The sequence below is a fragment of the Arcticibacter sp. MXS-1 genome, from assembly GCF_041902385.1.
In the GTDB taxonomy this organism is placed as follows: domain Bacteria; phylum Bacteroidota; class Bacteroidia; order Sphingobacteriales; family Sphingobacteriaceae; genus Arcticibacter.
This window is the reverse complement of sequence record NZ_CP169244.1, coordinates 688,560-714,061: the sequence shown is the minus strand read 5'-3', so window position 1 is coordinate 714,061 and position 25,502 is coordinate 688,560. Positions and strand designations below refer to the sequence as shown.

Sequence of the window (25,502 nt, the reverse complement as noted above, 5' to 3'; positions counted from 1 at the left end):
TAGATTAAATGCGGATTTGATCTATCTGTTCTCAAGAATCAATCATTAATCGAAATATGGCAAGAATAGCAGGTATTGATTTACCAAGAAACAAAAGAGGAGAGATCGGCCTTACTTACATTTACGGTATCGGAAGAGCTACTGCGCAGAGCATTTTAGATCAGGCCGGTATCGGATACGATGTGAAAGTACAAGAATGGACCGATGATCAGTTAGCAGCAATCCGTACAATCATTAACGACCAGATTAAGGTTGAAGGAGCATTACGTTCTGAAGTTCAGCTAAACATTAAGCGTTTGATGGATATCGGATGTTATCGCGGTCTTCGTCATCGTAAAGGCTTACCTGTACGCGGACAGAGGACTAAGAACAACACCCGTACCCGTAAAGGAAAACGTAAGACTGTTGCTAACAAGAAAAAGGCTACTAAATAATACCAGATAAGTAATGGCTAAGACTAAAAAAGTAACTAAGAAGCGTATAGTGGTTATTGAGCCGGTAGGACAGGCGCATATCAACGCTACTTTCAACAATATCATCGTCACTTTGACCAACTCCCAGGGACAGGCTATCTCATGGTCTTCTGCTGGTAAGATGGGTTTCAAGGGGTCCAAGAAGAACACTCCTTACGCTGCTTCACAGGCTGCTGCTGATTGCGGTAAAGTTGCATTCGACCTGGGACTAAGAAAGGTTGAAGTGTTTGTGAAAGGTCCTGGAGCTGGCCGTGAGTCCGCGATCCGTACCCTGCAGACCGCCGGGCTGGAAGTAACGACTATAAAGGATATCACTCCGCTTCCTCACAACGGTTGTCGCCCTCCAAAGAGACGGAGAGTGTAATAACAGACTTAAGGTTAAATACCTGAGACTGAAGACGGCAAACTTCCGCAATCTGCGCGTCCCGGCAAGACACAGTGACATAAGAAAGAAATTAATTATTAAAGATAAGATTCGGCAACTGCGGGTTGCCTGATACTTTAAACGAACAACAATGGCAAGATATACTGGTCCAAAGTCCAAGATCGCCCGTAAATTCAGAGAACCAATTTTTGGTCCTGACAAAGCACTAGAAAGAAAGAATTATCCTCCCGGAATGCACGGAGCTTCTAAGCGTCGTGGCAAGCAGTCAGAGTATGCTGTACAGCTGCAGGAGAAACAAAAAGTGAAATACACCTATGGTGTTTTAGAACGTCAGTTTCAGAACCTTTTTGACCGCGCTTCATCAAGAGAAGGTATTACTGGTGAGAACCTTTTGAAGTTACTGGAAGCTAGGTTAGATAATACAGTTTACCGTTTAGGTATTGCTCCAACACGTTCAGCTGCACGTCAGTTGGTAGGCCATAAGCATATTACTGTTAACGGTGAAGTTGTAAATATCCCTTCTTATTCTTTACGTGCAGGTGATGTTGTGGCGGTTCGCGAGCGCTCACAGTCCCTTGAAGCTGTCACTAACTCTGTAGCAGGCCGCAAAGTGAACAAGTATGCCTGGTTAGAGTGGAATCCAGGGGAATTTTCTGGTAAGTTCCTCAACTATCCTAACCGCGACGAGATTCCTGAAAACATCAAGGAAAACCTGATCGTCGAGTTGTACTCTAAATAATATTTAAACTGCCAGACATCGGTTGTCTGGCAGTGCTTTTACAGTTTAAAAAACTTAACTGAATATAAATGGCAATTTTAGCATTCCAGAAGCCTGACAAAGTCATCATGCAGAAATCTACCGATTTCGACGGTACGTTCGAGTTTCGTCCGTTGGAGCCGGGTTTCGGTGTTACCATTGGTAATGCTTTACGTCGTATATTACTGTCTTCTCTTGAAGGATATGCAATTACGTCTATTCGCTTTTCCGGAGTTTCTCATGAGTTTTCTACCATTAAGGGCGTAGTCGAAGATGTAACTGAGATTATCCTTAATCTGAAACAGGTTCGTTTCAAGAAAACAGGCGAATCAGGTGATTCAGAGAAAATATATATCATGATCAATGGTCAGGAGCAGTTTAAGGCGGGAGATATCACCAGGTTCTCTACCAACTTCACTGTGTTGAACCCTGACCTGGTCCTATGCAACATGGAGTCAACTGTTACCCTTGAAGTTGAACTTACTGTAAATAAGGGAAGAGGTTACGTAGCGGCCGAAGAGAACAAGAATCCTGATGCTAATGTAGGAGTAATTGCTATTGATTCAATTTACACTCCTATCAAGAATGTCAAGTATACCATTGAAAACTATCGTGTAGAGCAGAAGACTGACTACGAGAAGCTGGTCTTAGATATTACTACAGACGGATCAATTCATCCGGAAGAAGCACTGAAGGAAGCTGCGAAGATCCTGATCCATCACTTCCTTCTTTTCTCTGATGAGAATATCATGCTGGAAGCACAGGCTAAGGAAGAGACGAAGGAGGTTGACGAGGAGATCCTGCATATGCGGAAGATCCTGAAGACCGAGCTTGTAGACCTTGATCTGTCTGTTCGGGCACTAAACTGTCTGAAGGCTGCGGATATCCGTACTTTAGCTGATCTTGTGTCTTATGACGTAGCTGATATGTTAAAGTTCAGGAACTTTGGTAAGAAGTCTCTTACTGAAATCCAGGACCTCGTGAAATCAAAAGGTTTATCGTTTGGAATGAACCTGGTGAAATATAAACTCGAAGAAGAATAAGCCAGCTCTTTAGGCTGGAATAATAAGTAAGCGACATGTTTGTAAATCCTCCGCCAGACGGAACGGTATAAGCATGTAAAACAAAAGAAAAATGCGACACGGAAAAAAATCAATCACTTAGGCCGTACCGATAGTCATCGTAAAGCGATGATGGCGAATATGGCCTCTTCGCTTATTAAGCACAAGCGTATCACTACAACATTGGCTAAGGCGAAAGCTTTGCGTACCTATGTTGAGCCTTTGATCACTAAGGCTAAAAATGATACTACTCATTCACGTAGAACTGTTTTCAGTTACCTGCAGGATAAAGACGTAGTCTCTGAACTGTTCCGCGACGTAGCTGCAAAAGTTGCGAATCGTCCGGGCGGCTATACTCGTATCATCAAGTTAGTAAATCGTCCTGGTGATAATGCTGAGATGGCTTTCATCGAGCTTGTTGACTACAACACTACGTACAAGGCTGAAGCTGCAGCACAGCCTGAAAAGAAGACTACTCGCAGACGTGGATCTGGTAAGGCAAAGAAAGCTACAGATACTCCTGCTGCTGAGACAGCAACTGCTGAAACTCCGGAAGCTCCGGCTGCCGACGCTGCTACAGAAGAGAAAGCTTAAAAAGAATTGTTTTCTGCAAAAAAAAGGCTGCTCATTGAGGAGGGCACTGAAAAAGTTCTAAGGGACAAAAGGAGTAGAAGACGAGGGTTTTCTGCTCCTTTTTTGTATCTTAAAGTGTCGAAAGAAAGACACTAAGATGCTTGCCCAACAACAACAGATACAGTTCAGCGCGTTTTCAGGGCTATATGACCTGATCGTTCCCAAAGACAATCTACTGCGTAAGATCAACGACCTGATAGATTTTACATTTATCTATGAAGAACTGGTCAGCAAATATTGCATGACCAACGGCAGGAAGGCTGAAAGCCCTGTGCGAATGTTCAAATACCTGTTGTTGAAAACGATCTATACGGTTTCGGATGTGGATGTTGTTGAGCGTTCGCAGTATGATATGTCCTTCAAATATTTCCTTGATATGTCGCCTGAGGAAGGAGTTATCGACCCCAGTTCATTAACAAAGTTCAGGAAGCTGCGGTTAAAGGATAATGATCTGTTAAACCTGCTCATTAATAAAACAGTAACAATAGCTATTGAAAAAGGGATCATCCGGTCAAAGTCTATCATTGTTGATGCTACCCATTCCCTGTCGAGGTCAAACCCTTATTCAGCCTTGGAAGTACTACGGGAGCGTTCAAAGCTACTGCGCAAAGCGGTATACGCGATAGATGAAGACATGAAAGCAATAATGCCTGAAAAGAACAGCACAGAGGAATTGGATAAAGAACTGGCCTATTGCAGTGCATTGGAAAAGTGTATCGAAGCTGACAAGACGCTAAGCCAGATACCGTCGGTAAAAGAGAAGTTGAATCTGTTGAAAGAGACGGTGGCAGATACGCAGGAACACTATACATTATCCAAAGACAGGGATGCCAAAACAGGCCATAAATCAGCTGATAGTTCATTCTTTGGTTACAAGACCCATTTGGCGATGACAGAGGAGCGCATCATCACTGCTGCTGTAGTTACTTCAGGGGAAAAGGGCGATGGCCCCCAACTCCCCAAACTGTTGGAGATCAGTCAGCAAAATGGCATTAAAGTAGAAACGGTCATCGGCGATTCAGCTTATTCAGGGAAAGATAACCTTGCCTTAATGAATGGACAAGGCATCAAAACGGTGGCCAAACTGAACCCTGCCATCACCCAGGGGGTCAGAAAAGAAGAAGATAAGTTCGATTACAATAAGGACGCTGATATGTTCGTCTGCCCGGCGGGACATCTGGCCTTCCGAAAGGCACGTTGCGGGAAAAAAATATTGGAGAAAACCAGGTGGACACCTATTACTTTGATGTTGAAAAGTGTAAGGTTTGCCCATTGAGAGAGAATTGCTATAGGCCCGGAGCAAAGTTCAAAACCTACTCGGTTAGTATAAAATCAGACACGCACCTGCAGCAGATGGCATTTCAGGAAACAGACGAGTATAAGCAGAAGATCAAACACCGGTATAAGGTCGAAGCCAAGAACAGTGAACTAAAAAACGTTCATGGCTATGGCCGGGCGATAGCCTATGGCATCGAAAATATGCAGATGCAGGGCGCACTGGCCATCTTTACTGTAAATCTGAAAAGGATCATCAAACTGATCAACTAAGTTCCCGGAAAAATCACGCCCGATTGCCCAATCTGTTCTGTATACGCCTGTATCGGCTATAAAAAACCACCCAACCAAATAGTGGACAAAAAGAAAAGCGACCAAGTAAAAGTTGCCTTTCTCTTGATCGCTTTTTTAATACAGCATTATTGAGCTGCTTTTTCAGTGCCCTCCATTGAGCAGCCTTTTTTTGCTTGAAAGTAAAGCCCTACCAGAGCTTTGAAGGATACGTGCCATTTGCAATCAACTCTTCCAGGCTCTTTTGAACGATCGGCTTGTCCTCTTTGTAGGTTACACCGAACCATTTGGACGAGGTAGGAATCACCTTGAAGCTTGCCTGCCCTGTCTTCACCAATTCTTCAGCCATCAGTGGTATGAAGAACTCCGCCTTAGGATTGTTCTCATTTGCCTCTACAAACCGGGTGAACATAGGCTTAGCCTGTTCGAAAATAGCAGGAGTAAAGCCCCAGAAGTTCATTGAAGCTCTTGCGTCTTCATGAAGAGGGGTCACTGTACCGTTGTCCTCTTCGTATACGATCTGGCCATCCTTAGCATAAACCTTTGTTCGTTCATTGATCTCCTGCAGGTTCCCTTCACCGTCCACTCGGCAGATTCCTCTGGAAACAGCTCCGTGCTCAGACAAGGTCTTATCAACTTCATATCCCATTAATGAGTAGTGATCATCACGTACCTCTGAGTTTAAAAAGTCTGCCATTTTTTGAAATGCATCGAATCCATAAAAGTCGTCTGCATTGATTACACAGAACGGTTCCTTTACTTGCGAGCTTGCTTCCAATACAGCGTGGCCGGTACCCCATGGCTTTTGCCGTTCAATTTGCTTGCTGATGCCGTATTTTGACAGGTCATAACTCTGGAAAACAAAATCAACCTCAATCTTGCCCTTTAGCTTTGGCTCAAATATATTTCTGAAGCTGTCAAGGAACTCTTCACGTATAATGAAACTCACTTTTCCAAATCCCGCACGAATCGCATCATAAATAGAGTAGTCAATAATTGTTTCGTTATTAGGTCCAAACCCGTCAACTTGTTTCATGCTTCCATAGCGGCTGGCCATGCCAGCGGCTAGAATAAGTAATGTTGGTTTCATTCAGCTAAATTATAGATTATGATTTCAAGTAACAATATTGTTTAAGTTGATAGCCGATACTTGTTTAAGCGCTAAAGGCACAACGAGGGCTAAAGATAATTGTTTTGCCGTAAGCGGAAAATGAAGCATATGTTAAGGTTTACCGCTGAGTGCTTTTCGATATTCCTGTAACGCTCTTTCTCGTGCAAAACGGTGATCAACAATAGGTCTGGGGTAAGAGAAAGGATCTCCAATCTCCGGTATCCATCTTCTTATGTAGCGATAGTTGGGATCGAATTTTTTTGTCTGCAACTCAGGATTGAAGATTCTGAAATAAGGTACTGCATCGTTGCCTGTACCCGCTGCCCATTGCCACCCGCCTACGTTACTAGCCTGATCGTAGTCAATTAACTTTCTTGAAAAGTAGGTTTCCCCCCAGCGCCAGTCGATCAGCAGGTGCTTGGTAAGAAAGCTCGCTACAACCATCCTTACCCGGTTATGCATCCATCCTGTTGCATTTAATTGTCTCATCCCTGCGTCAACCAGTGGATAACCAGTCTTTCCCTCGCACCATGCGTTAAACTCTTCTTCCGAGTTTCTCCAGCTAATCTTGTCATATTCCTGTTTAAATGAGTGCTGAGCCGTGTGCGGATAATGCCATAGGATCATCGCGTAAAAGTCTCTCCATATCAGCTCCCCGAGCCAAGTCTTGTCCGTAACCAGCAGTCCCTGTCTGCCGAGTTCACGAATGCTGACTGTGCCGAACCGTAAGTGGACTCCAATCTTAGTCGTTCCTGGAATTGACGGTATATCGCGGTCGAGGTGATATCTTTGAAGTAAGGGTAAGAAGTTTTTGCCAGGAAACGGTAGTACACTTTTTGTGAATCCAATCTTTTCTATTCCGGGTAAGGAGAGCTTCTGTTTGTAAAAGTTCGCGAGATATTTTTCGCTTGGATATGCTTTGAAGTGAAATTCAGGAACTAAGTTATCAAACCATTTACGCTTATAGGCGGAGAAGACGGTGTACGGACTTCCATTTTCTTTCACGACTTCATCCTTCTCGAAGATCAGATGGTCCTTAAATGTACAGAAAGATATATCCCGACTCTCCAGAAACGCCTGTGTTGACGAATCTCTGGCTGTTGCATATGGTTCGTAATCACTGTTGGCAAAGACGGCGCGAATGTCAAACTGCGTGCACAGCTTTTCAAAGGCCGCCAGGGGGTACCATGTTTAGTGAGGATTGATGAGCCTACATACTGAAGCTCTTCATTAAGTTGCGTTAGGGCATCATAAATGAATGTTACGCGGGCGTCGTCACGATCGGGGAGCTGGTCAAGAATCAGTGTGTCGAAAATGAAAATTGGAAGGACAGGTAGTCCCGCTCTTAAAGCGTGATAGAGACCGGCGTTGTCCTGAAGGCGAAGGTCCCTGCGGAACCAGAAGATATTTACTGCGGTCTTATTGTCCATAAATGTCAGTCAACGCGTCCTGCAGGTTGTTAAATTGAAATTGAAAACCCAAGTCCATGATTTTGTCTGCAGATGTCTTGGTGCTGCTTAGCAAGACCGCCCTCATCTCGCCCAGCAGGATGCGCAAAGCGAAGGCGGGTATTGCCGGTAGCCATAAAGGACGGTGAAGGACACCGGCTACCCCTCTTGTGAGCTGGCTATTTGTAACAGGAGCCGGAGCACAGTGGTTATAGACCGTGTTTGCCCTTTCGTTTTCCAGTACAAACTTGTACATTTTTACAGCATCGTCAAGGTGGATCCAGGGGATCCATTGGTCGCCAGGACCCAGGGCAGCGCCCAGCCCGAGCTTTATAGGTGCCGCCAGTTTGGGTAAGGCACCCCCTCCTTACTGAGTACGACCCCAGTCCTTAACCTCACAACTCTTAATCCTAAAGAAGCTCCTTCATTCACAGCGTTCTCCCATGCTATGCAGGTTTGGCTCATGAAGTCATTGCCGGGGCGGCTATGCTCATATAGTACTTCCCCGCCTCTGTCGCCGTAGTAGCCTACCGCAGAGGCTGAAACTATCGTCTTTAAGGCAGCGCCAGGATGATTGTGTATGTGCTTATAAAGAAGCCTTATCGAGTCGGTTCTGCTTCTGATGATCTTTTGTTTCTGGCCCTTCGTCCATGGCCGCGCTGCCAGGTTCTCGCCCGCCAGGTGGATCACAGCTTCCACATTTTCCAGGCTTTGGGGATCGAAGTACCCCTTCTCAATATCCCATCGGAAAGACTCTACGCCAGGAACGGGGACAGAACTTCCACGGCTCAGAGCGCGAACTTCATATCCGTCGCTTAAAAGGAGAGAACACAGGTGCCTCCCTAAAAGACCAGATGCTCCAGTTATCAGAACCGTCTTTGCCATTTTTTGTTAACCTTATAGTTGTACCTTTGTTTTTACTATGCTTTACGCGAAACATATTTTCATCTGCACCAACCAACGCCCTGCAGGAGCAAGGGTAAGCTGCGGAGAGAGTCACGGAATGGCTCTCGTGGCAGCATTTAAAAAACTGATTAAAGATAGAGGTTTAAACGCTGAGATCAGAGCGCAAAAAACCGGATGTATGGAGACTTGCGAACTTGGTCCCAGCGTTGTTATTTATCCTGAAGGCGTGTTTTACGGCGATGTTCAGTTGGACGACGTGGAAGAGATCGTCTCTGAGCATTTAGAAAATAACAGGATAGTGGAACGGTTGGTGATGGATTTTAGCCAGCTTCCGCACCTGAAAAAGATAAAGTGATATCAGCTGTTGATATAGCTCTCGAGATGTTTGATGGTTTCTTTTTGCATTTCGATTATCGACTTTACAACGTCACCTATAGATACCATTCCAACAACTTTCATTGAGGAGAGCACGGGCAGGTGCCTGATATGCTTTTCGGTCATGGTATTCATGCAGTGATCGATGTTGTCGGTCAGGGAGACTGTGAGGGGGCGAGCTGTCATTACATCGCTTACTGCGGTTTCTTTTGATGCCCTTCCTTTTAAAATTACTTTACGCGCGTAATCCCGCTCAGTGAAAATTCCCAACAATTCGTCATTTTCTATGATCAATAACGCACTGATGTTCTTATCCATCATGACGTTGAGGGCGTCGAAGACAGAAGCCTGAGGAGGGATCGAATAAACACCAGAAGGTTTGTTTGCAAGGATATCTTTTACTGTTTTCATAAATAATCGGTTGCTTACTTCTAAAGTTAAGAAAAATTTAGAATAAAACGTACATGTAGCAGCTGTTACTCATTAGTGCCGAGACAACGCAACTTCGTCATCTTCTTCGTTTTGTAGGCGCTGTGTCAGGAGTGTATTGCATTCTTGTTGCAATGTAGTTAAGGATGCCTTTTTTGTCTATATTGCCCGTTTCAGTTTTAGATTATATGAGCGAAAGAACCATTTTAATTTGGTTTCGGAATGATCTAAGAATACGAGATAATGAAGTCTTATTTGAAGCTGCACGACGAGCAGACCGGGTTATCCCAGTATATTGCTTTGATCCGCGCTATTTTGGGAAGACGGAGTTTGGCACCCAAAAAACAGGACTTCTTAGGGCCCGGTTCTTAATAGAAAGCGTCAGAAACCTTCGCAGCTCTCTGAGACGACTCGGCGGTGGTCTCCTCGTCAGGCGGGGGAAGCCGGAGGATATTCTCCCTGACCTATGCAATGAATACCAGGTCAGTGAAGTGTATCACCACCGGGAAGTAGGGCCCGAAGAAACTGCAATTTCTGCCCGGGTTGAGGCAAGCTTGTGGAAACGCCAGATAAACCTCAGACACTTTATCGGTCACACACTGTATCATAAGGAAGATCTGCCATTTCCCATTAGAAATATACCCGATAATTTTTCAATTTTTCGAAAGAAGATCGAGCGGGATAGTCTGGTTCGGCCTTGTTTTGATACCCCGGTAAGGCTGGTTTTACCAGATGGACTTGTCGAGGATGAGCTGCCCGAGCTGAAGGACCTCGGATTTCAGATACGTGAACGGCATGATGTCCTTTTGGCTCAGTTCATTGGCGGGGAAGATGAAGGACTGAAGCGTCTAGACAACCTGCTGGCTCAAACGAGCCACAATAGTAAGGCTAACCGGTCGGCTGCATCTAAGCTGTCCCCCTGGCTGTCGACCGGCTGTATATCGTCCCGCGAAGTTTACTGGCTAACGGAAAGGCATAAAAAAACTGCCCCTGAATTACACTCCAGGGTAATAGTAGAGCTTTTGTGGCGCGACTACTACCGGTTTATGTTAAAAAAGCACGGAAGTGTTCTCGCGCAAGCCGGGGAGGCGGCAACAGAGCTGAATAAACGCATGCAGAAAAAGTTCTTAAACTGGTGCGAAGGGACGACAGGCGATCAACTGACGGACGCTTGCATGAAGGAGCTAAATTCGACGGGTTATATCACCGACATTTCCAGGCAATATGCAGCATCGTATCTCGTTAATGATTTGGGAGTTTCGTGGCGGGTGGGCTCGGCCTACTTCGAGCAGCAGTTGCTCGATTTTTCTCCTGCCACCAACCTCGGAAGCTGGGCATCCGTCCTGGGTAGCAAAATCATCACTTGGAATAAGAATATATCTTATAAATTTGAAGATGTAGCGCGCGAGGAGGACTTGTGGAAGTGGTTTCCCGAACAGGGCAGCTCTTCTGTGGCCTGATCTGTTTCATTTGCAGAAAACAATTTTGGCACAATTTACTTACTCATTGTGCGGTTAAACTTTTATTTTTGACCTATCTTAAGAAATTGATATTCATGGACAATTTGTCATATCTTAGTAATGCAGACTCATCTTATATAGACTCGCTTTACCAATTATATCAGGAGGATCCGGAATTAGTAGACTTTGGCTGGCAGAAGTTTTTTGAAGGCTTTGACTTCGGCCGCGGATCAGAGGATAATGTCGCTGGCGGCGAGACTCCCGAGCACTTTCTGAAGGAAATGAAAGTGATGAATATGATCTACGGTTACCGTCAGCGAGGGCATTTATTTACCAAGACTAATCCCGTTAGGGAACGACGGAAGTATTATCCGGGAAAAGAGCTCAATACTTTTGGTCTGAGCGAGGCGGATCTCGATACTGTATTTAATGCTGGTGCTGAAGTTGGACTTGGTCCTGCAACTCTCAGAGATATTCGTAACCTGCTTGAGCAGACCTATTGCGAGTCTATAGGGGCTGAATTCGTTTATATCCGGAATCCCGACAAGGTAAAATGGTTCAGGGACAGAATGGAGCGTGAACGCAATACTCCTAATTTCTCTATCGAGACAAAGAAGAGGATCCTGACAAAGCTCAATGAAGCTGTAGTTTTTGAAAACTTTCTTGGTACCAAATTTCTGGGACAAAAGAGGTTTTCGTTAGAGGGGGCTGAAAGTCTCATCCCTGCGCTTGATTTCGTCATCAACCGGGGTGCTGACCTCGGTATAGAGGAATTTGTGATAGGAATGGCTCATAGGGGGCGCCTCAATGTGCTGGCAAACATCATGCACAAGACCTATAAAGATATTTTCTCTGAGTTTGAAGGCAAGGGGTATGACGAGTCTAAGCCCTATGGTGGTGACGTAAAATATCATCTTGGCTTTTCAACTGATGTAGAAACTGATTCGGGTAAAAAGGTTCATCTTAGTCTTTGTCCCAATCCCTCACATCTCGAGGCAGTTGATCCTGTAGTAGAAGGCATCAGCCGTTCGAAAATTGATTTTAAATATAACGGTGACCATTCCCGTCTTGCTCCTATTTTGATTCATGGAGACTCTTCAGTTGCCGGCCAGGGCATCGTATATGAGGTGTTGCAGATGGCCAAGCTCGACGGGTATAAGACCGGGGGGACTATCCATCTCGTGATCAACAACCAAGTAGGATTTACCACGAACTTTAAAGATGCACGTTCTTCTACCTATTGTACAGACATAGCCAAGGTTACGCTTTCGCCTGTGTTCCACGTTAACGGGGACGACGTGGAGGCCCTCATCTATGCTATCAACATGGCTGTGGAATACAGACAGAGGTATCATAACGACGTGTTTATCGATATTTTATGCTATCGCCGGTATGGGCACAACGAGTCTGACGAGCCGAAGTTCACGCAGCCTCTTTTATATAAGGCCATTGAGCAGCACCCAAATCCGAGGGAAATTTACAATAAGAAGCTTTTAGAACAGGGCAGTGTTGATGCAAACCTGGCAAAAGAGATGGAGAAAGACTTCCGTGCTCTTTTGCAGGAGCGCTTAAACGAGTCAAAGGAAAGCAATACCTACGAGCCTAATCCTATGTTTTCAGGAGCGTGGACGGGGTTAAGGATGGCAACTCCTGAAGACTTTGAGCTTAAGTCAGAAACTTCTGTATCTGAACAAACGCTTGTCAGAATTGCCGAAACCATTACAACGTTGCCGGCTGAGAAAAAATTCTTTAAGAAGATCGAAAAGCTCTTTGAGGACCGGAAGGCGATGTTGAATAACAAGACCTTTGACTGGGCAATGGGAGAGCTTCTTGCTTATGGGACTCTGCTGGATGAAGGTTTCCGGGTTCGCATAAGCGGGCAGGATGTGGAGAGAGGTACATTCTCTCACCGCCATGCTGTTGTAAAGGTGGAGGACTCCGAAGAAGAGTATGTTCCTCTTATGCAGATCAGGAAAGAAGGAGCAGACAATGTAAATAACAAATTTGATATTTATAATTCTCATTTGTCTGAATATGGAGTACTGGGGTTCGAGTATGGGTACGCGCTTGCAAATCCGCAATCCCTTACAATTTGGGAAGCTCAGTTTGGGGATTTTGTAAACGGAGCCCAAATCATTCTTGATCAGTTCCTTGTTAGCGCTGAAACAAAGTGGCAGCGGTCTAACGGCCTGGTCCTTTTACTGCCGCACGGATATGAGGGACAGGGTCCGGAGCACTCCTCCGGACGCATTGAACGTTTCCTTGAGCAATGTGCTGAGAATAACATCCAGGTAGCTAATTGTACTACACCGGCTAACTACTTTCACTTGCTGAGACGACAGTTAAAGCGTGATTTCCGTAAGCCTCTCGTGGTGTTCACTCCGAAGAGTTTGCTCAGACACCCCCTTTGTGTAAGCAATCTGAGTGAGTTCTCAGGAGGCCATTTCAAAGAGGTTATCGATGATGGATATGTAAAATCGGAAGACGTAAAGAGGGTGATCTTCTGTACCGGGAAAGTTTATTATGACCTGCTTGAAAAGCAGCAGGCAGACCAGTGCCGCGACGTTGCGATTGTACGCGTCGAGCAAATCTATCCAATCCCATACAATCAGCTCCGGGAGTTAAAACATAAGTATACAAACGCCACAGAATACTACTGGGTTCAGGAGGAACCTGAGAATATGGGAGCGTGGCCATTTATCTGCCGAAAGTTCCGGAATTCAGATTTCAACATTCAGGTTATCTCAAGGAAGGAGAGCAGCAGTACGGCAACGGGCTATTCTAAGCAACATATATCGCAGCAGCTGTACATCGTAGGGAAATCATTTGAAGATGCAGCGGGGAAAGAGGTAAAGAAAGCTGTAGTAAAGACCACCAAAAAAGTCGTTAACGTAGATTAATAGTATAAATAGCAAATTATGAGTTTAGAGATCAAAGTTCCGCCGGTAGGCGAGTCGATTTCAGAAGTAACCTTATCTAAATGGATAAAAAAGGATGGTGAGATTGTTGAAATGGATGAGGTTATCGCTGAACTTGAATCTGATAAAGCTACTTTTGAACTTACAGCAGAAGCGGCAGGAACTTTAAAAACTATCGTATCGGAAGGTGATACCCTTGAGATCGGAGCAGTCGTTTGCACGATAGAAACGGGGGAGAGTCCTTCCAGGCCAGAAGCCGATGCGGCCAACGAGACGATCGAAGAGTCGCAATTGCAGGAGCAGCCCGCAGCGGGGAAAGCTGAAATGATCGAAGTTAAAGTGCCCACGGTGGGCGAGTCGATAACAGAAGTGACCTTATCGCGCTGGTTAAAGGGCGAAGGCGCACACGTAGAAATGGACGAGCAAATTGCTGAACTGGAGTCAGATAAAGCGACCTTTGAGCTCACGGCAGAGGCGGCAGGGACACTTATTCAGGTCGCTAAAGAAGGCGACACCCTTGAGATTGGCGCGGTAGTATGCCGCATAGAAAAGGGTGGCACTTCAGGGACTTCTGCACCTGCGTCCACAGCCACTCAGGCGGATTCACCGGCAAGCTCTGCAGCCGATAAGACTGAGTCTTATGCAGCGGGCACTCCTTCTCCTTCAGCGTCTAAAATACTTGCAGAGAAGGGCCTTGCTCCCTCTTCTGTCAGCGGAACAGGCGTTGGTGGCAGGATCACCAAGGAAGATGCCGTTCAGGCACAGGCATCAAAGGCGAAGCCCGTGGCGCAAAATTCAAAGACAGAGGGAGCCGATAAAAGTAAAACGGCTCCGTCAACTGCTTCAGTTCCATCTGGTTCCCGTCAGGAACGCCGTGAGAAGCTCTCTGCACTTCGAAAGACTGTTGCACGGCGGCTGGTCTCTGTCAAAAATGAAACGGCAATGCTGACTACCTTTAATGAAGTCGACATGAAGCCTATCATGGATCTGCGGGCAAAGTATAAAGACAAGTTTAAAGAGAAACACGGAGTTGGACTTGGTTTCATGTCCTTCTTTACCAAGGCAGTATGCGAAGCGCTAAGAGAGTTTCCGGCAGTAAATGCCCGGATAGAAAAGGAGGAGATCGTATACAGCGACTTTGCAGATGTTTCGATCGCCGTTTCTGCTCCTAAGGGATTAGTAGTTCCTGTGATAAGGAACGCGGACTCGATGACGCTTGCCGAGATTGAGAAGGCTGTTCTGACTCTTGCAACCAAAGCCCGTGACAATAAGCTGAGTATAGAAGAAATGACCGGAGGAACGTTCACCATTACGAACGGCGGGGTCTTTGGATCAATGATGTCTACGCCAATCATTAATGCTCCTCAGTCGGCTATTCTTGGGATGCACAACATTGTTGAGCGTCCGGTAGCGCTCAACGGAGAAGTGGTAATAAGGCCAATGATGTATGTAGCGCTATCTTACGACCATAGAATAATTGACGGTCGTGAATCAGTCAGTTTCCTCGTGCGGGTGAAGCAACTCCTGGAGGATCCGGCAAGACTACTCCTCGGAGTATAATATTTAATAAAAGCCGGCGCCCCTATAGCGCCGGCTTCTCTTAAATTCCTTCCTGAAGGGCTGAGCCCTTTATTCTGTCTCACACTTAGCTTTTTGCCATGAATAGCCTTTCTATCCTTTTGCGCGTTTTTCCACTCATCTTAATTATACTGTCTGTCTCACCTGCTTTGGGGCAGAAAAATCAGAGCGAGCAGACCGGCTGGGCAGCCTGGTTTAACAGTTACCGTTTTTCACCCAAGTGGGGAATGCACCTTGACGTGCAGCTACGGTCGGCTGACGACTGGAAATATGGCCGGAACCTTCTGGTCCGCCCGGGACTCACTTACCATATTGATCACAAGCAGAATGTTACTGCAGGTTATGCTTTGGTCAGAACTTATGCTGACGACCAGGTGCCGACTATGCGAGATCTGACTGAGCACAGGATATGGGAGCAATACATTTTCGCCCATAAGGTCGGCAGCTTTCCATTAACGCATCGTTTTAGGGTGGAGCAGCGTTTTATTGAGAGACAAATGGACGATATCTTTTCCCAGCGGCTGAGGTACTTTGCTCGTTTGATTATGCCTGTTGTTAGACAGGATGGCAGTTTTTCAAAGGGGCCTTTTGCTGCTGTTCAAAATGAAGTGTTCCTGAACCTGCAGAATAAGGATAAGCTTAACAGCAATATATTTGACCAGAATCGCGCTTATCTGGCCGCAGGCTACCGGTTCAGTTCCAAACTGGATGTGGAGGTGGGATATCTCAATCAGTTTATAAAGGGAAAAAGCAATAACACCAGTAACAACGCGCTTCAACTTGCGTTCTACACCAGATTTTAGACATAAAAAGTAAAACTCCGGGCCGCACCGCCCGGAGTTTACTTACTTGTCAACGTAATATGTAGCAACTGTTTTTAGTTCTTCGAAACTTTTCCTGAGCCACTTCTGTCCTGGCGGACAACAGGATCTCCGGAATAATGGACGTTCCCTGATCCTCTTATAACAGCATTTAATTCGTTTGCGACATGCAAGTTGACGCTACCTGAACCTGATACTTTAACTCCGGCTTTTTTTGTTTTGAAGTTTTTGCCAGAGAACTCTCCTGAACCGCTAATGGAGAGCTCGCAATCGTCGGCTGAACCTGAGGCTGTGAGGTCTCCTGATCCGCTAATCGCGGCAGTAAGATGACTCACTACTGCAGAGAACGTAATACTTCCGGACCCGCTGACTTTCGTATTCAGACTTTCGCCGCGAATATCGCCTTCTACTTCGATGTTTCCTGACCCGCTGAGGGTAAGCGCATCAACTGATTTGGCCGTGATATAAACTTTAGCTCTTGTTGCGGACCGTTGTAATCCCGCCTGACGTTTGTAGCCTATCTTCAGTATGCCGTTTTCGACTTTCGTTTCGATCCTGCTCAACTGATCCTCATCGCCTTCAATTCTTAACTTTTCACTCGATCCCATTGTGATATGGACTTCAAATGAGCCGGAAGACGAAACGGCATGAAAGCCAGATACGTTCCTTTCATCCGACGGGCGCGATGTCTCCGCTACCGAATGAAGAAGTGTGGAAGTCCCGGCCACGCTAAGAAATGGCAACAACAGAAGAATCCATCCAAATGAAGCTAATCCTTTTTTCATTTTACCGCTTTTTTAAGGTATCGCTTAGAGGTCTTTATTTCCTGATAGCGATTCGTATTGTCCCTGAAGCTTACTTCTAAGACGATGAGAAGACAAGAACGTTACATCGAAATTCTAAAAAAGCAGAGGGCAGCCCTCAACTATCAGGGCAGAACAGGTAAAATAACACCAGAAGCGTTTACCTTGTCGTGGTAAATCCGGTGAGTAGCCTTTTGAAAGTCTTTCTCCTCTGCGTTATAGATATCAACAAATTTCTGAGGATTCCTGTCTACAAGAGGGAACCAGGAATTTTGTACTTGTATCATGATTCGATGACCGGCTTTAAAGGTATGTGCCACATCGGGCAGTGTATACTTAACCTGTGTTACCTGCCCTGGGACAAAAGGCTCCGGCTTTTCGAAGCTGTTTCTGAACTTGCCTCTCATCACTTCGCCCCGTACGAGCATCTGGTAGCCACCCATCTCCACGTTATTGGGGTTAGGCACGTTATTAGGATAGTCATCAGGATATACGTCGATAAGCTTGACCACGTAGTCAGCATCAGTTCCTGAAGTAGATACCATCAGATCAGCGATAACAGGGCCCGCCAGGGTGATGTCTTTCTCCAATACTTCAGTCTGGTAGACCATGACATCTGGCCTTCTGGAAGCGAATCTTTGATCTCCTATCATGTATTCCCGTGTCCTTTGCAGGTGGACGCCATCTTCATAGGGCACTGGACTGGAAGGATCGCTCAGATATTCATCAAAGCTTTCCGTTTTGGATGGAGCACTAAAAGAAAGCTTGTGATCTGCCTGAAAAAACAGCTTTTGCTGCCTTATTTCCTTAGGAGGCCAAACACTATATCTTTTCCATTCGTTGCGCCCTGTTTCAAATATCAGAGCCTCCGGCTGATCAGGAGCCGGCGCTCCCTTAAGATAGTGCTGAAAGAATGGAAACTCAACATTTTCCTGGTACCAGGTGCTGGTGGGCTGGCCGAACTTAATGTCTCCAAACATGTCGCCCGCAGATCTCGCCCAGCCCCCATGGAACCATGGGCCCATTACCAGTGTGTTGTTGTTGCCGCTGTTCTGCTTCTCAATCGCCTGGTACGTGGCAAGCGCTCCATAGCAGTCTTCCGCATCAAAAAATCCTCCGACCACTAATGTGGCTGGCTTGACACTCTTTAAATGCGGGGTTATAAGTCTTGCTTTCCAGAACTGATCGTAGGTCCCATGTGAAACGAGGTCGTTCCAGAACTTAATGGAATCCCCGAAATACTTCTCCTTCACGTTCCTGAGCGGACCCAGATCCAGGTAGAATTTGTAATTATCACGAGTGTGATAATTGAGCCGGGCCGGCCCTTTGTCGGGAGTAATTGGCTTCGGTCTTGGCACGCCGAAACTTGAGTAAAATGAGAACGCATCGGCCAGAAACAACGCACCATTGTGATGAAAATCGTCTCCGATAAACCAGTTTGTGACAGGGGCCTGTGGCGAAGCTGCCTTTAGTGCCGGGTGGGCGCCTGGCAGTGAAGCAGTGGAATAAAAGCCAGGATAAGAGATCCCGTAGATGCCCGCCTTTCCATTGTTCCCTTTAATGTTTTTTATGAGCCAGTCAATAGTGTCGTATGTATCTGTGCTTTCATCTATATCCTTTTTACTCTTTTTAATTGTCAGATGTGGCCTGATATCTTCGTAGCTGCCTTCGCTCATCCATTTCCCCCTGACATCCTGATAGACGAAGATATAACCTTCCCGGGCAAAGAGCATAGACGGACCGAGGCTCTTTTTGTACTGGTCTTCGCCATAAGGAGCTACGGTGTATGGGGTTCGGTTAATCAGAAAGGGGTATTTCCTGCTATTGTCTTTGGGAATGTAGATCGAGGTAAATAGCCTAATCCCGTCCCTCATTTTAATGTATCGTTCGATTTTCTTATAATGATCACGCACAAACGCCGAATCTGTCTCCGTTTGAGCCTGCAATTGTAAGGTAAGTGTTAAAAAAAGCAGAATGAGATATCTTTTCATGAATTAAAATATGGATTCATGCGAATTTAGAAAAACAGTAATAGCTTTGAGCCCGTTTATAAAAATTTCCTTCCATCCAGAATGAATTTGATAGAGGTAAACGACCCTAGACAGGCCGCTGAGTTTCTAAAGGTCCCGCTGAACTTATATGCAGACGACCCCAACTATATAAGACCGCTTAGCTCGGACGTAGAGAACGTGTTCAGCAAGGATACTAATAAATTCTATAAAGACGGAAAAGCGGTTCGTTGGATATTAAAGAACGAAAAGGGGCAGGGGATAGGTCGTATTGCTGCCTTTGTGAATGAGGAAACTGCCTATTCATATACTCAGCCAACAGGCGGTATTGGATTTTTCGAATGTATTGACAACAGGGAGGCTGCTTTTATTTTGTTTGATGCGGCGCAGAAGTGGCTTAAAAAGCAGGGTATGGAAGCGATGGACGGTCCGATAAATCTTGGAAGCCGTGAGAAATGGTGGGGGCTGCTTACCGAGGGCTTTCATCCGCCTTGCTACTGTTGTAACTACAATCCTCCCTGGTATCAAAGGTTCTTCGAAGATTACGGCTTTAACGTGTTCTTCAGGCAATACACCTACCTGAGAAGAGTTGACGACCCCTTGCAGCCCGCCTACCATAAAATAGCCGACCGGATATTCAAAAATTCTTCGTACAGCTTTAGAAATGTCGAAAGTAAGAATCTGGATAAGTATGTAAATGACTTCAGAGCTGTTTATAATAAAGCCTGGGTCAAGCATGAAGGGGTAGACGAAATGAGCGTCGAGTCCGCCAAAAAATTGATTAAGGGACTGGGACCGGTGATTGACGAACGTATTGCCTGGTTTGCTTACTTTAAGGATGAGCCGATCGGTTTTTTCTTTGCATTCCGGAGCTTAATGAGCTTTTCGTTAAGTACGCGAAAGGCGAGCCGGGACTGCTTGCAAAGGCCCGGCTGGCTTTCAATAAGTATTTCGAGCGGTGCCGTACCATGTACGGACTAGCTTTCGGTATTATCCCAGAGCAGCAGAGGAAGGGTGTGGAAGTAGCCCTTATCGTATACGCATGGAACTCGCTGCGGCGTATTAAAGCGTACGACCGGGTGCAAATGAACTGGATCGGCGACTTCAATCCCCGGATGATGCACGTTGCTGAACAGATAGGTGCGGTGAAGTATAAGACTCATCACACGTATCGCTATTTGTTCGATCGCTCACTAGAATTTGAGAGGCATCCTGATATTTGATGCCGGGTTTTATACACTTTACCTTAACTTTGAACTAAACAAACTATGAATATGCAATACGACGTAACAGTAATCGGCAGTGGCCCGGGCGGATATGTTGCCGCTATCCGTTGTGCCCAGCTCGGATTGAAGACTGCGATTATAGAAAAGTACAGTACTTTTGGGGGTACCTGTCTGAATGTTGGCTGTATTCCTTCAAAGGCTCTGCTCGACTCATCAGAGCACTACTACAACGCCGCTCATACATTCAGCACGCACGGGATTTCTGTAAAGGACCTGAAGGTCGACCTCCCGCAGATGATAGCGAGGAAAAATCAGGTTGTACAGGAGAACACGGCCGGTATATCTTTCCTCGTTAAAAAGAATAAGATCACCCCCTATAATGGCGTCGGATCGTTTGTCGACAAGAACACCATAAAGATTGCAAAAGCAGACGGATCATCAGAAACGATCACAAGTGAGAAAGTTATAATTGCAACAGGCTCTAAGCCGACGGCATTGCCTTTTCTGCCAGTTGACAAGAAACGTATTATTACTTCAACAGAAGCCCTTAATCTCCCGGAGGTCCCCAGGCACCTGATTGTAATAGGCGGAGGAGTGATCGGGCTTGAGCTGGGCTCGGTATATGCGCGCCTTGGAGCAAAGGTTACAGTTGTTGAATTCCTCGACTCGATCATTGCTACCATGGACAGGACCATGAGCAAGGAGCTTCAGAAGTCGCTTACCAAGCTGGGTTTCGAGTTCCTGTTGAGCCATAAGGTGACAGGCGCTTCTGTAAAAGGTAAGAAAGTAACCGTAACTGCTGATAGTCCCAAGGGTGAAGCGGTAACACTGGAAGGCGACTACTGTATTGTAGCTGTAGGAAGAACCGCATATACTAGGGATCTGGGGCTTGATAACATCGGTATACAGCTGGAAGAACGAGGTAAGAAAATTCCGGTAAACGATCACCTGGAAACCTCAGTTAAGGGAGTGTATGCAATAGGAGATGTTGTAAGGGGAGCGATGCTTGCTCATAAGGCAGAGGAGGAAGGCGTTTTTGTTGCTGAAACAATAGCAGGTCAGAAACCTCATATTAACTATAACCTGATTCCTGGTGTCGTCTACACCTGGCCTGAGGTAGCAAGCGTCGGTTTTACAGAAGAGCAGCTGAAAGAGCAGGGAAAGAAGTATAAAGCAGGTTCCTTTCCTTTTAAGGCAAGTGGCAGAGCGCGGGCGAGTATGGATACTGATGGCCTTGTAAAGGTCCTGTCTGATGCCCAGACGGACGAGCTCCTGGGGGTTCATATGATCGGACCGAGGGCCGCCGATATGATTGCAGAGGCTGTGGTCGCTATGGAATTCCGTGCTTCAGCAGAAGACATCGGCAGGATTAGTCATGCACATCCAACCTATACCGAAGCATTTAAAGAGGCAGCTTTGGCTGCTACAGAAAACAGAGCGATACATATCTAGCTACTGCCGGACGATAGATATCACAAATAAAAGCAGGAAAGGCCGATTAAGATGATCGGCCTTTCCTGCTTTTATTTTCCAATGGCGTAGACAATTCCGCCCAGAAGATGCTTGAGGAACATCGGCTCCCGGTAACTTTCAGAGGTATGTCCAAGGCCCGTGTAAAACGCTCTGCCTCCGTCAAACTCATGGTACCAGGCAATAGGGTGCTGATCGCCGTTTTGTCCGCCTTCATAACTCTTTTCGTCGAGCCAGGCCAGCACTTTAATGTCCGGATTGATATTTTTAAAATTATACCATTCGTCGATATGAACCCAAACGGAGGGAAGATGACTGGTTGAGGGGTGATTCTTGTCCTTCACCAGGATCTTTGCTTCCTGAACCTTCGGATGGTTCGTAAAGTAAGCACCTACCAGCTTGTTAAACCAGGGCCATTCGTACTCGGTATCTGTTGCCGCGTGTACTCCCACGAACCCTTTCCCGGACCGGATGTACTGTTCAAATGCATTCTGTTGCTGATCGTCCAGTACTTCATGAGTGGTATTCAGGAAAACAACCGCATCATACTTTTTTAGATTGGACGAGCTAAAGGCTCCGGCATTTTTCGTTGTATCTACGGCGAACCTATTTTCCTCACCTAGAGTTTGAATTGCCCGTATCCCGTCGGGAATGGACTGGTGGTAATACCCGCCGGTCTTATAAAAAACAAGAATTCGGGGCGAGGTTTGCTCCTCTGCTTTCTTGTCATGACAAGAGGAGAGTCCCGCGGATAAGAATGAAAAAACGGAAAGTAAAATCGGGTAGATCATCAGCTGCTGGTAAATTGGTTATAACGAAGATAGCTAATCTTATACAGATAAAAAAAGGGGCGTAAGCCCCTTTTTTTATCTGTATAAACTATAACCTTTATTTTTCATACTGCATCATTTCGTACTCATCGTCGTCAATTTCGCCTGTATACGGTTCAGTCATTTGTGCTTCAATGTCAACATCGTGCTTGTTCCAGCCAAATCTGGTCATGATCTTATCAAATGCTTCGTAGATCACCGGAACTATCACAAGGGTAAGGAACAACGAGCTTGTCAGCCCGCCGATGATTACCCAGGCCAGTCCATTCTTCCATTCTGCGCCTGCACCTTTTGCAATAGCGATAGGAAGCATCCCGATCACCATAGCGATCGTTGTCATGAGGATTGGGCGAAGACGTGCATGGTTGGCAAGAATAAGCGCTTCTCTGGTGCTCTTGCCATCTGCCTTCTGCTGGTTGGTGAAGTCGACCAGGATGATCGCATTCTTAGCTACCAGACCGATCAGCATGATCAAGCCGAGGATAGTGAAGATGTTCATCGAGTTGTTGGTCAGCGCAAGTGCAAGCAGCGCACCTATGATGGATAGGGGGATGGAGAACATTACCACGAACGGATATACATAGTTGTCATAAAGGGCTACCATGATCAGGTAAACCAGAATGATAGACATCAGAAGGGCGATCCCCAGCGTACCAAATCCCTCTGACTGGTTTTCCATATCCCCGCCATACACGTAGCTTACTCCGCCCGGCTTTGGCAGGTTCTTTATTTGCTCCTCCAGTTCAGAGAATATAGTTCCGGACGGACGTCCCACTACCTGAGCCTGGACAGAGATCTTGGTGCTCTTATCCTGTCGTTCCAGCTGGCTTGGTCCCGAACTCTCAGTAACGGTAGCGAACTGATCCAAATGAATTTGCTCGCCATTTGCGTTGATAAAGGTGAGGTTCTTCACGTCCTCCACGCTCTGTCTGTTGAAGTTGTCGAGCCTGATGTTGATGTCGTATTCATACTCACCCTGGCGGAATTTACTGTCAGTATTCCCGCTGAACGCTGTTTGCATGGTTCCCCCGACCGTCTGCAGGCTCAGCCCAAGTGATGACATCTTATCCCTGTCTACCTGTACTCTTACTTCGGGGTTCCCTTCTTCCACAGACAATTTCACTTCCGTTGCTCCGGGAATCTTAGCAAGTTTTGATCTTACAACATTGGCGAACTTGCTTACACTATCAAGTTCGGCTCCCATTACAACCACCTCAATAGGGGCCTGCTCAGCAGTCCCGAGAATGCTCACAGGGGTGGTGGTGATCTTCGCGCCCACCAGGACAGGCGCGAGCTCCCTTTTTATCTTCGCAGCGTAAACGTCTGAAGGGTCATCCCGCTCTTTCCTGTCTACCAGCTGCACATTGATCTCCGATTTATAAGCCGTTGCTTGCTGGCCGCCGAATCCTTCACTGGTCTGACCCACAGTGGTGATCAGACGTGTCACCTCCTGCTTTTTACTCAGAAAGGCCTCAGCTTTACTAGTCATCAGATTGGTCTGTTCTACCGATGCATCTTTCGGCATCTCAATCTGCACCATAAATTCCCCCCTGTCACTCTGTGGGAAGAATTCGGCCCCAATAAAGCCGGCGCCAAGCAACCCGAACGAGGCAAGCAGTAGTAACACGGTGAGCCCAAGAACTGTCTTCTTATGACCCAGAGACCATTCGAGCAACCTTGTTATCCATGCTGTGAACTTGTCGAGGCCTCTCTCAAATCGAAGTATGATCCTTCCGAAGAAGTTCTTGCCTTCAATATGTTCCAGCTTTCCGAACCGGGAGGAAAGAAGAGGCACAATCGTGAAGGAGGCCAGTAAGCTCAGAAGGGTAGCGATAATGACCACCACGCAGAACTCTCTTAAGATGTCAGAAACAAGACCCGTACTGATGGCAATTGGAAAGAACACGACGACGATAACGAGGGTAATAGAAGTTACCGTAAAGCCGATTTCCCTGGTAGCATCGTAGGCTGCTCTTACCCTGTTCTTTCCCATCTCCATGTGCCGGTATATGTTTTCAAGAACTACAATGGCGTCGTCCACGAGGATCCCCACTACCAGTGACAAGCCAAGTAATGACATCAGGTTTAGTGTAAACCCAGCCATGTTGATCCCGATGAACGTAGCAATTAGGGATGCAGGAATGGATACCATTACAATTGCGGCATTTCTCAAGCTGTGCAGGAAGAATAGCATCACAAAAGCAACCAGTATAACCGCCAGTATAAGGTCATGGATCACCGCATCCGCTGATTCCAGTGTATAAACCGAGCTGTCAGAGGCGACTGTCAAGTTCAGTTTGATATTTTTATAGTCTCCGTTAAGAGCACTAATGATTGAGTGGATACCACGGCTCACTTCTACTGCGTTTGCGTCCGTTTGTTTGAGCACCTGCAGCGCTATTGCAGCGCGTCTGTTCACTCGTGCGAGCTTTTCGACATCTTTTTGCGAGTCCTGAACGTCTGCAACATCGCGGAGTCGTACCTGTACTCCGTTTTTGTCAGAAATGATCAGGTTGCGCAACTCGTCAATATTTGCGTATTTCCCGGCCAGACGGATCAGGATGTCCCGCTCCTGAGTCTTAATGCTGCCCGTAGGAAAATCAAGATTTGAAGTTTGGATTGCTTGCTGAACAGTCAGCAGGGATAGTCCATATCCTTCCAGCTTGTTCTCATCAATGCTCACCTGAATCTCCCGCTCGCGACCGCCTACAATATTTACCTGAGCTACTCCGTCGACCCTCGATATTCTCGGTACGATGCGATTGTCAATCAGATCATAAAACGACGCATCATCCATGCTGGAAGTAGCCGACATGGTAACAATGGGAAGGTCGTCAAGTGAAAACTTATTCAGAGAAGGTGCTTCAACGTCCTCCGGAAGCTGAGACAAGATCGCATTGACCTTTCTTTGCGCATCGTTGAGTGCATAGTCGGCGTCGCCTTCACTGGTCAGCTGAATGGTGACCAGTGAAAGGCTTTCGTATGACACGGCGTTGAGCTTCTTTATGTTTTCCATAGATGCTACTGCATCCTCAATCTTTTTTGTCACCGTGTTTTCCACCTCGTTGGGAGAGGCGCCCGGATAAATAGTAGTGATCGACACTACTCCCGGGTTAAACTTAGGCAGCATTTCATAGTTGAGCGACCTGTAGCTTATTATGCCTAACAAAGTCAGCACTGTAAACAGTACCACGACGATTGTTGGCCTTTTTATCGATACTTCAGCTATTTTCATTTCTAATC

At 46.2% G+C, this 25,502-nt stretch carries 21 protein-coding genes and 3 pseudogenes; 14 read left to right on the top strand and 10 right to left on the bottom strand.

The window, feature by feature from the left end:
• Nucleotides 1-56: 56 nt before the first annotated feature.
• From rpsM to ACES2C_RS02995, 6 genes and pseudogenes are all read left to right on the top strand, one after another.
• A complete protein-coding gene (rpsM, locus tag ACES2C_RS03020; RefSeq protein ID WP_374165539.1) occupies nucleotides 57-434 on the top strand; it encodes a 30S ribosomal protein S13 in 378 nt (125 codons plus the stop codon).
• A 13-nt stretch (nucleotides 435-447) separates the two neighbouring features.
• Nucleotides 448-837: a 30S ribosomal protein S11 gene (gene rpsK / locus ACES2C_RS03015; RefSeq protein WP_374165538.1), complete on the top strand. Its 390-nt coding sequence runs from the start codon at nucleotides 448-450 to the stop codon at nucleotides 835-837.
• A 151-nt stretch (nucleotides 838-988) separates the two neighbouring features.
• Nucleotides 989-1,597: a 30S ribosomal protein S4 gene (gene rpsD / locus ACES2C_RS03010; RefSeq protein ID WP_374165537.1), complete on the top strand. Its 609-nt coding sequence runs from the start codon at nucleotides 989-991 to the stop codon at nucleotides 1,595-1,597.
• Between the two features lie 68 nt (nucleotides 1,598-1,665).
• Nucleotides 1,666-2,658, top strand: a complete 993-nt coding sequence (locus tag ACES2C_RS03005) for a DNA-directed RNA polymerase subunit alpha (RefSeq protein WP_374165536.1) — start codon at nucleotides 1,666-1,668, stop codon at nucleotides 2,656-2,658.
• Between the two features lie 91 nt (nucleotides 2,659-2,749).
• Nucleotides 2,750-3,270, top strand: a pseudogene (gene rplQ, locus ACES2C_RS03000) (50S ribosomal protein L17).
• Between the two features lie 136 nt (nucleotides 3,271-3,406).
• A pseudogene (locus ACES2C_RS02995) lies at nucleotides 3,407-4,857 on the top strand (IS1182 family transposase).
• A gap of 208 nt (nucleotides 4,858-5,065) precedes the next feature.
• Here the strand turns inward: ACES2C_RS02995 and ACES2C_RS02990 are convergent.
• The 5 genes and pseudogenes from ACES2C_RS02990 to ACES2C_RS02970 form a co-directional block, all read right to left on the bottom strand.
• On the bottom strand, nucleotides 5,066-5,965 hold the full coding sequence (locus ACES2C_RS02990; protein WP_374165535.1) for an NDP-sugar synthase: 900 nt from the start codon (nucleotides 5,963-5,965) through the stop codon (nucleotides 5,066-5,068).
• A 132-nt stretch (nucleotides 5,966-6,097) separates the two neighbouring features.
• Nucleotides 6,098-6,613, bottom strand: coding sequence for an FAD-binding domain-containing protein (locus ACES2C_RS02985; protein ID WP_374166897.1), 516 nt, complete (start codon nucleotides 6,611-6,613; stop codon nucleotides 6,098-6,100).
• Nucleotides 6,614-6,985: 372 nt separating this feature from the next.
• Nucleotides 6,986-7,416 (bottom strand): annotated as a pseudogene (locus ACES2C_RS02980) (deoxyribodipyrimidine photo-lyase); the annotation flags it as partial.
• Nucleotides 7,406-7,690: a DUF1731 domain-containing protein gene (locus ACES2C_RS02975; protein WP_374165534.1), complete on the bottom strand. Its 285-nt coding sequence runs from the start codon at nucleotides 7,688-7,690 to the stop codon at nucleotides 7,406-7,408. The pseudogene ACES2C_RS02980 and the gene ACES2C_RS02975, both read right to left, overlap by 11 nt.
• A gap of 74 nt (nucleotides 7,691-7,764) precedes the next feature.
• Nucleotides 7,765-8,319, bottom strand: a complete 555-nt coding sequence (locus tag ACES2C_RS02970) for an NAD-dependent epimerase/dehydratase family protein (RefSeq protein WP_374165533.1) — start codon at nucleotides 8,317-8,319, stop codon at nucleotides 7,765-7,767.
• Between the two features lie 37 nt (nucleotides 8,320-8,356).
• On the opposite strand from ACES2C_RS02970, the gene ACES2C_RS02965 reads away from it, so the two are divergent.
• Complete coding sequence (locus ACES2C_RS02965; RefSeq protein WP_374165532.1) at nucleotides 8,357-8,695, top strand: ferredoxin; 339 nt, start codon at nucleotides 8,357-8,359, stop codon at nucleotides 8,693-8,695.
• A gap of 2 nt (nucleotides 8,696-8,697) precedes the next feature.
• Here the strand turns inward: ACES2C_RS02965 and ACES2C_RS02960 are convergent, their stop codons facing one another.
• A complete protein-coding gene (locus ACES2C_RS02960; RefSeq protein ID WP_374165531.1) occupies nucleotides 8,698-9,126 on the bottom strand; it encodes a CBS domain-containing protein in 429 nt (142 codons plus the stop codon).
• 206 nt (nucleotides 9,127-9,332) lie between these two features.
• Here ACES2C_RS02960 and ACES2C_RS02955 point away from each other — a divergent pair, with 206 nt between their 5' ends.
• From ACES2C_RS02955 to ACES2C_RS02940, 4 genes are all read left to right on the top strand, one after another.
• A complete protein-coding gene (locus ACES2C_RS02955; protein WP_374165530.1) occupies nucleotides 9,333-10,604 on the top strand; it encodes a DASH family cryptochrome in 1,272 nt (423 codons plus the stop codon).
• Nucleotides 10,605-10,699: 95 nt separating this feature from the next.
• Nucleotides 10,700-13,504, top strand: coding sequence for a 2-oxoglutarate dehydrogenase E1 component (locus tag ACES2C_RS02950; protein WP_374165529.1), 2,805 nt, complete (start codon nucleotides 10,700-10,702; stop codon nucleotides 13,502-13,504).
• 18 nt (nucleotides 13,505-13,522) lie between these two features.
• Nucleotides 13,523-15,082, top strand: a complete 1,560-nt coding sequence (gene odhB, locus ACES2C_RS02945) for a 2-oxoglutarate dehydrogenase complex dihydrolipoyllysine-residue succinyltransferase (protein WP_374165528.1) — start codon at nucleotides 13,523-13,525, stop codon at nucleotides 15,080-15,082.
• A gap of 98 nt (nucleotides 15,083-15,180) precedes the next feature.
• Entirely contained in the window at nucleotides 15,181-15,903 is a 723-nt protein-coding gene (locus ACES2C_RS02940) for a DUF2490 domain-containing protein (RefSeq protein WP_374165527.1), read from the top strand.
• A gap of 74 nt (nucleotides 15,904-15,977) precedes the next feature.
• Here the strand turns inward: ACES2C_RS02940 and ACES2C_RS02935 are convergent, their stop codons facing one another.
• Both ACES2C_RS02935 and ACES2C_RS02930 read right to left on the bottom strand, forming a co-directional pair.
• Nucleotides 15,978-16,706, bottom strand: coding sequence for a head GIN domain-containing protein (locus tag ACES2C_RS02935; protein WP_374165526.1), 729 nt, complete (start codon nucleotides 16,704-16,706; stop codon nucleotides 15,978-15,980).
• Nucleotides 16,707-16,849: 143 nt separating this feature from the next.
• The gene (locus ACES2C_RS02930) at nucleotides 16,850-18,715 is read right to left on the bottom strand and encodes a CocE/NonD family hydrolase (protein ID WP_374165525.1); all 1,866 of its coding nucleotides are present in this window, start codon (nucleotides 18,713-18,715) and stop codon (nucleotides 16,850-16,852) included.
• Between the two features lie 81 nt (nucleotides 18,716-18,796).
• On the opposite strand from ACES2C_RS02930, the gene ACES2C_RS02925 reads away from it, so the two are divergent.
• From ACES2C_RS02925 to lpdA, 3 genes are read left to right on the top strand one after another with little or no spacing between them, the layout of a single operon-like run.
• Nucleotides 18,797-19,714 carry a hypothetical protein gene (locus ACES2C_RS02925; protein WP_374165524.1) on the top strand — a complete coding sequence of 306 codons (918 nt, stop codon included), beginning with the start codon at nucleotides 18,797-18,799 and terminating at the stop codon, nucleotides 19,712-19,714.
• Nucleotides 19,702-19,956 carry a hypothetical protein gene (locus tag ACES2C_RS02920; RefSeq protein ID WP_374165523.1) on the top strand — a complete coding sequence of 85 codons (255 nt, stop codon included), beginning with the start codon at nucleotides 19,702-19,704 and terminating at the stop codon, nucleotides 19,954-19,956. Before ACES2C_RS02925 ends, ACES2C_RS02920 begins: the two co-directional genes overlap by 13 nt.
• A 51-nt stretch (nucleotides 19,957-20,007) precedes the next feature.
• Entirely contained in the window at nucleotides 20,008-21,411 is a 1,404-nt protein-coding gene (gene lpdA / locus ACES2C_RS02915; RefSeq protein ID WP_374165522.1) for a dihydrolipoyl dehydrogenase, read from the top strand.
• A 71-nt stretch (nucleotides 21,412-21,482) separates the two neighbouring features.
• Here the strand turns inward: lpdA and ACES2C_RS02910 are convergent, their stop codons facing one another.
• Both ACES2C_RS02910 and ACES2C_RS02905 read right to left on the bottom strand, forming a co-directional pair.
• The gene (locus tag ACES2C_RS02910; RefSeq protein WP_374165521.1) at nucleotides 21,483-22,220 is read right to left on the bottom strand and encodes a ThuA domain-containing protein; all 738 of its coding nucleotides are present in this window, start codon (nucleotides 22,218-22,220) and stop codon (nucleotides 21,483-21,485) included.
• Between the two features lie 97 nt (nucleotides 22,221-22,317).
• Entirely contained in the window at nucleotides 22,318-25,494 is a 3,177-nt protein-coding gene (locus tag ACES2C_RS02905) for an efflux RND transporter permease subunit (protein WP_374165520.1), read from the bottom strand.
• Between the last annotated feature and the right edge of the window lie 8 nt (nucleotides 25,495-25,502).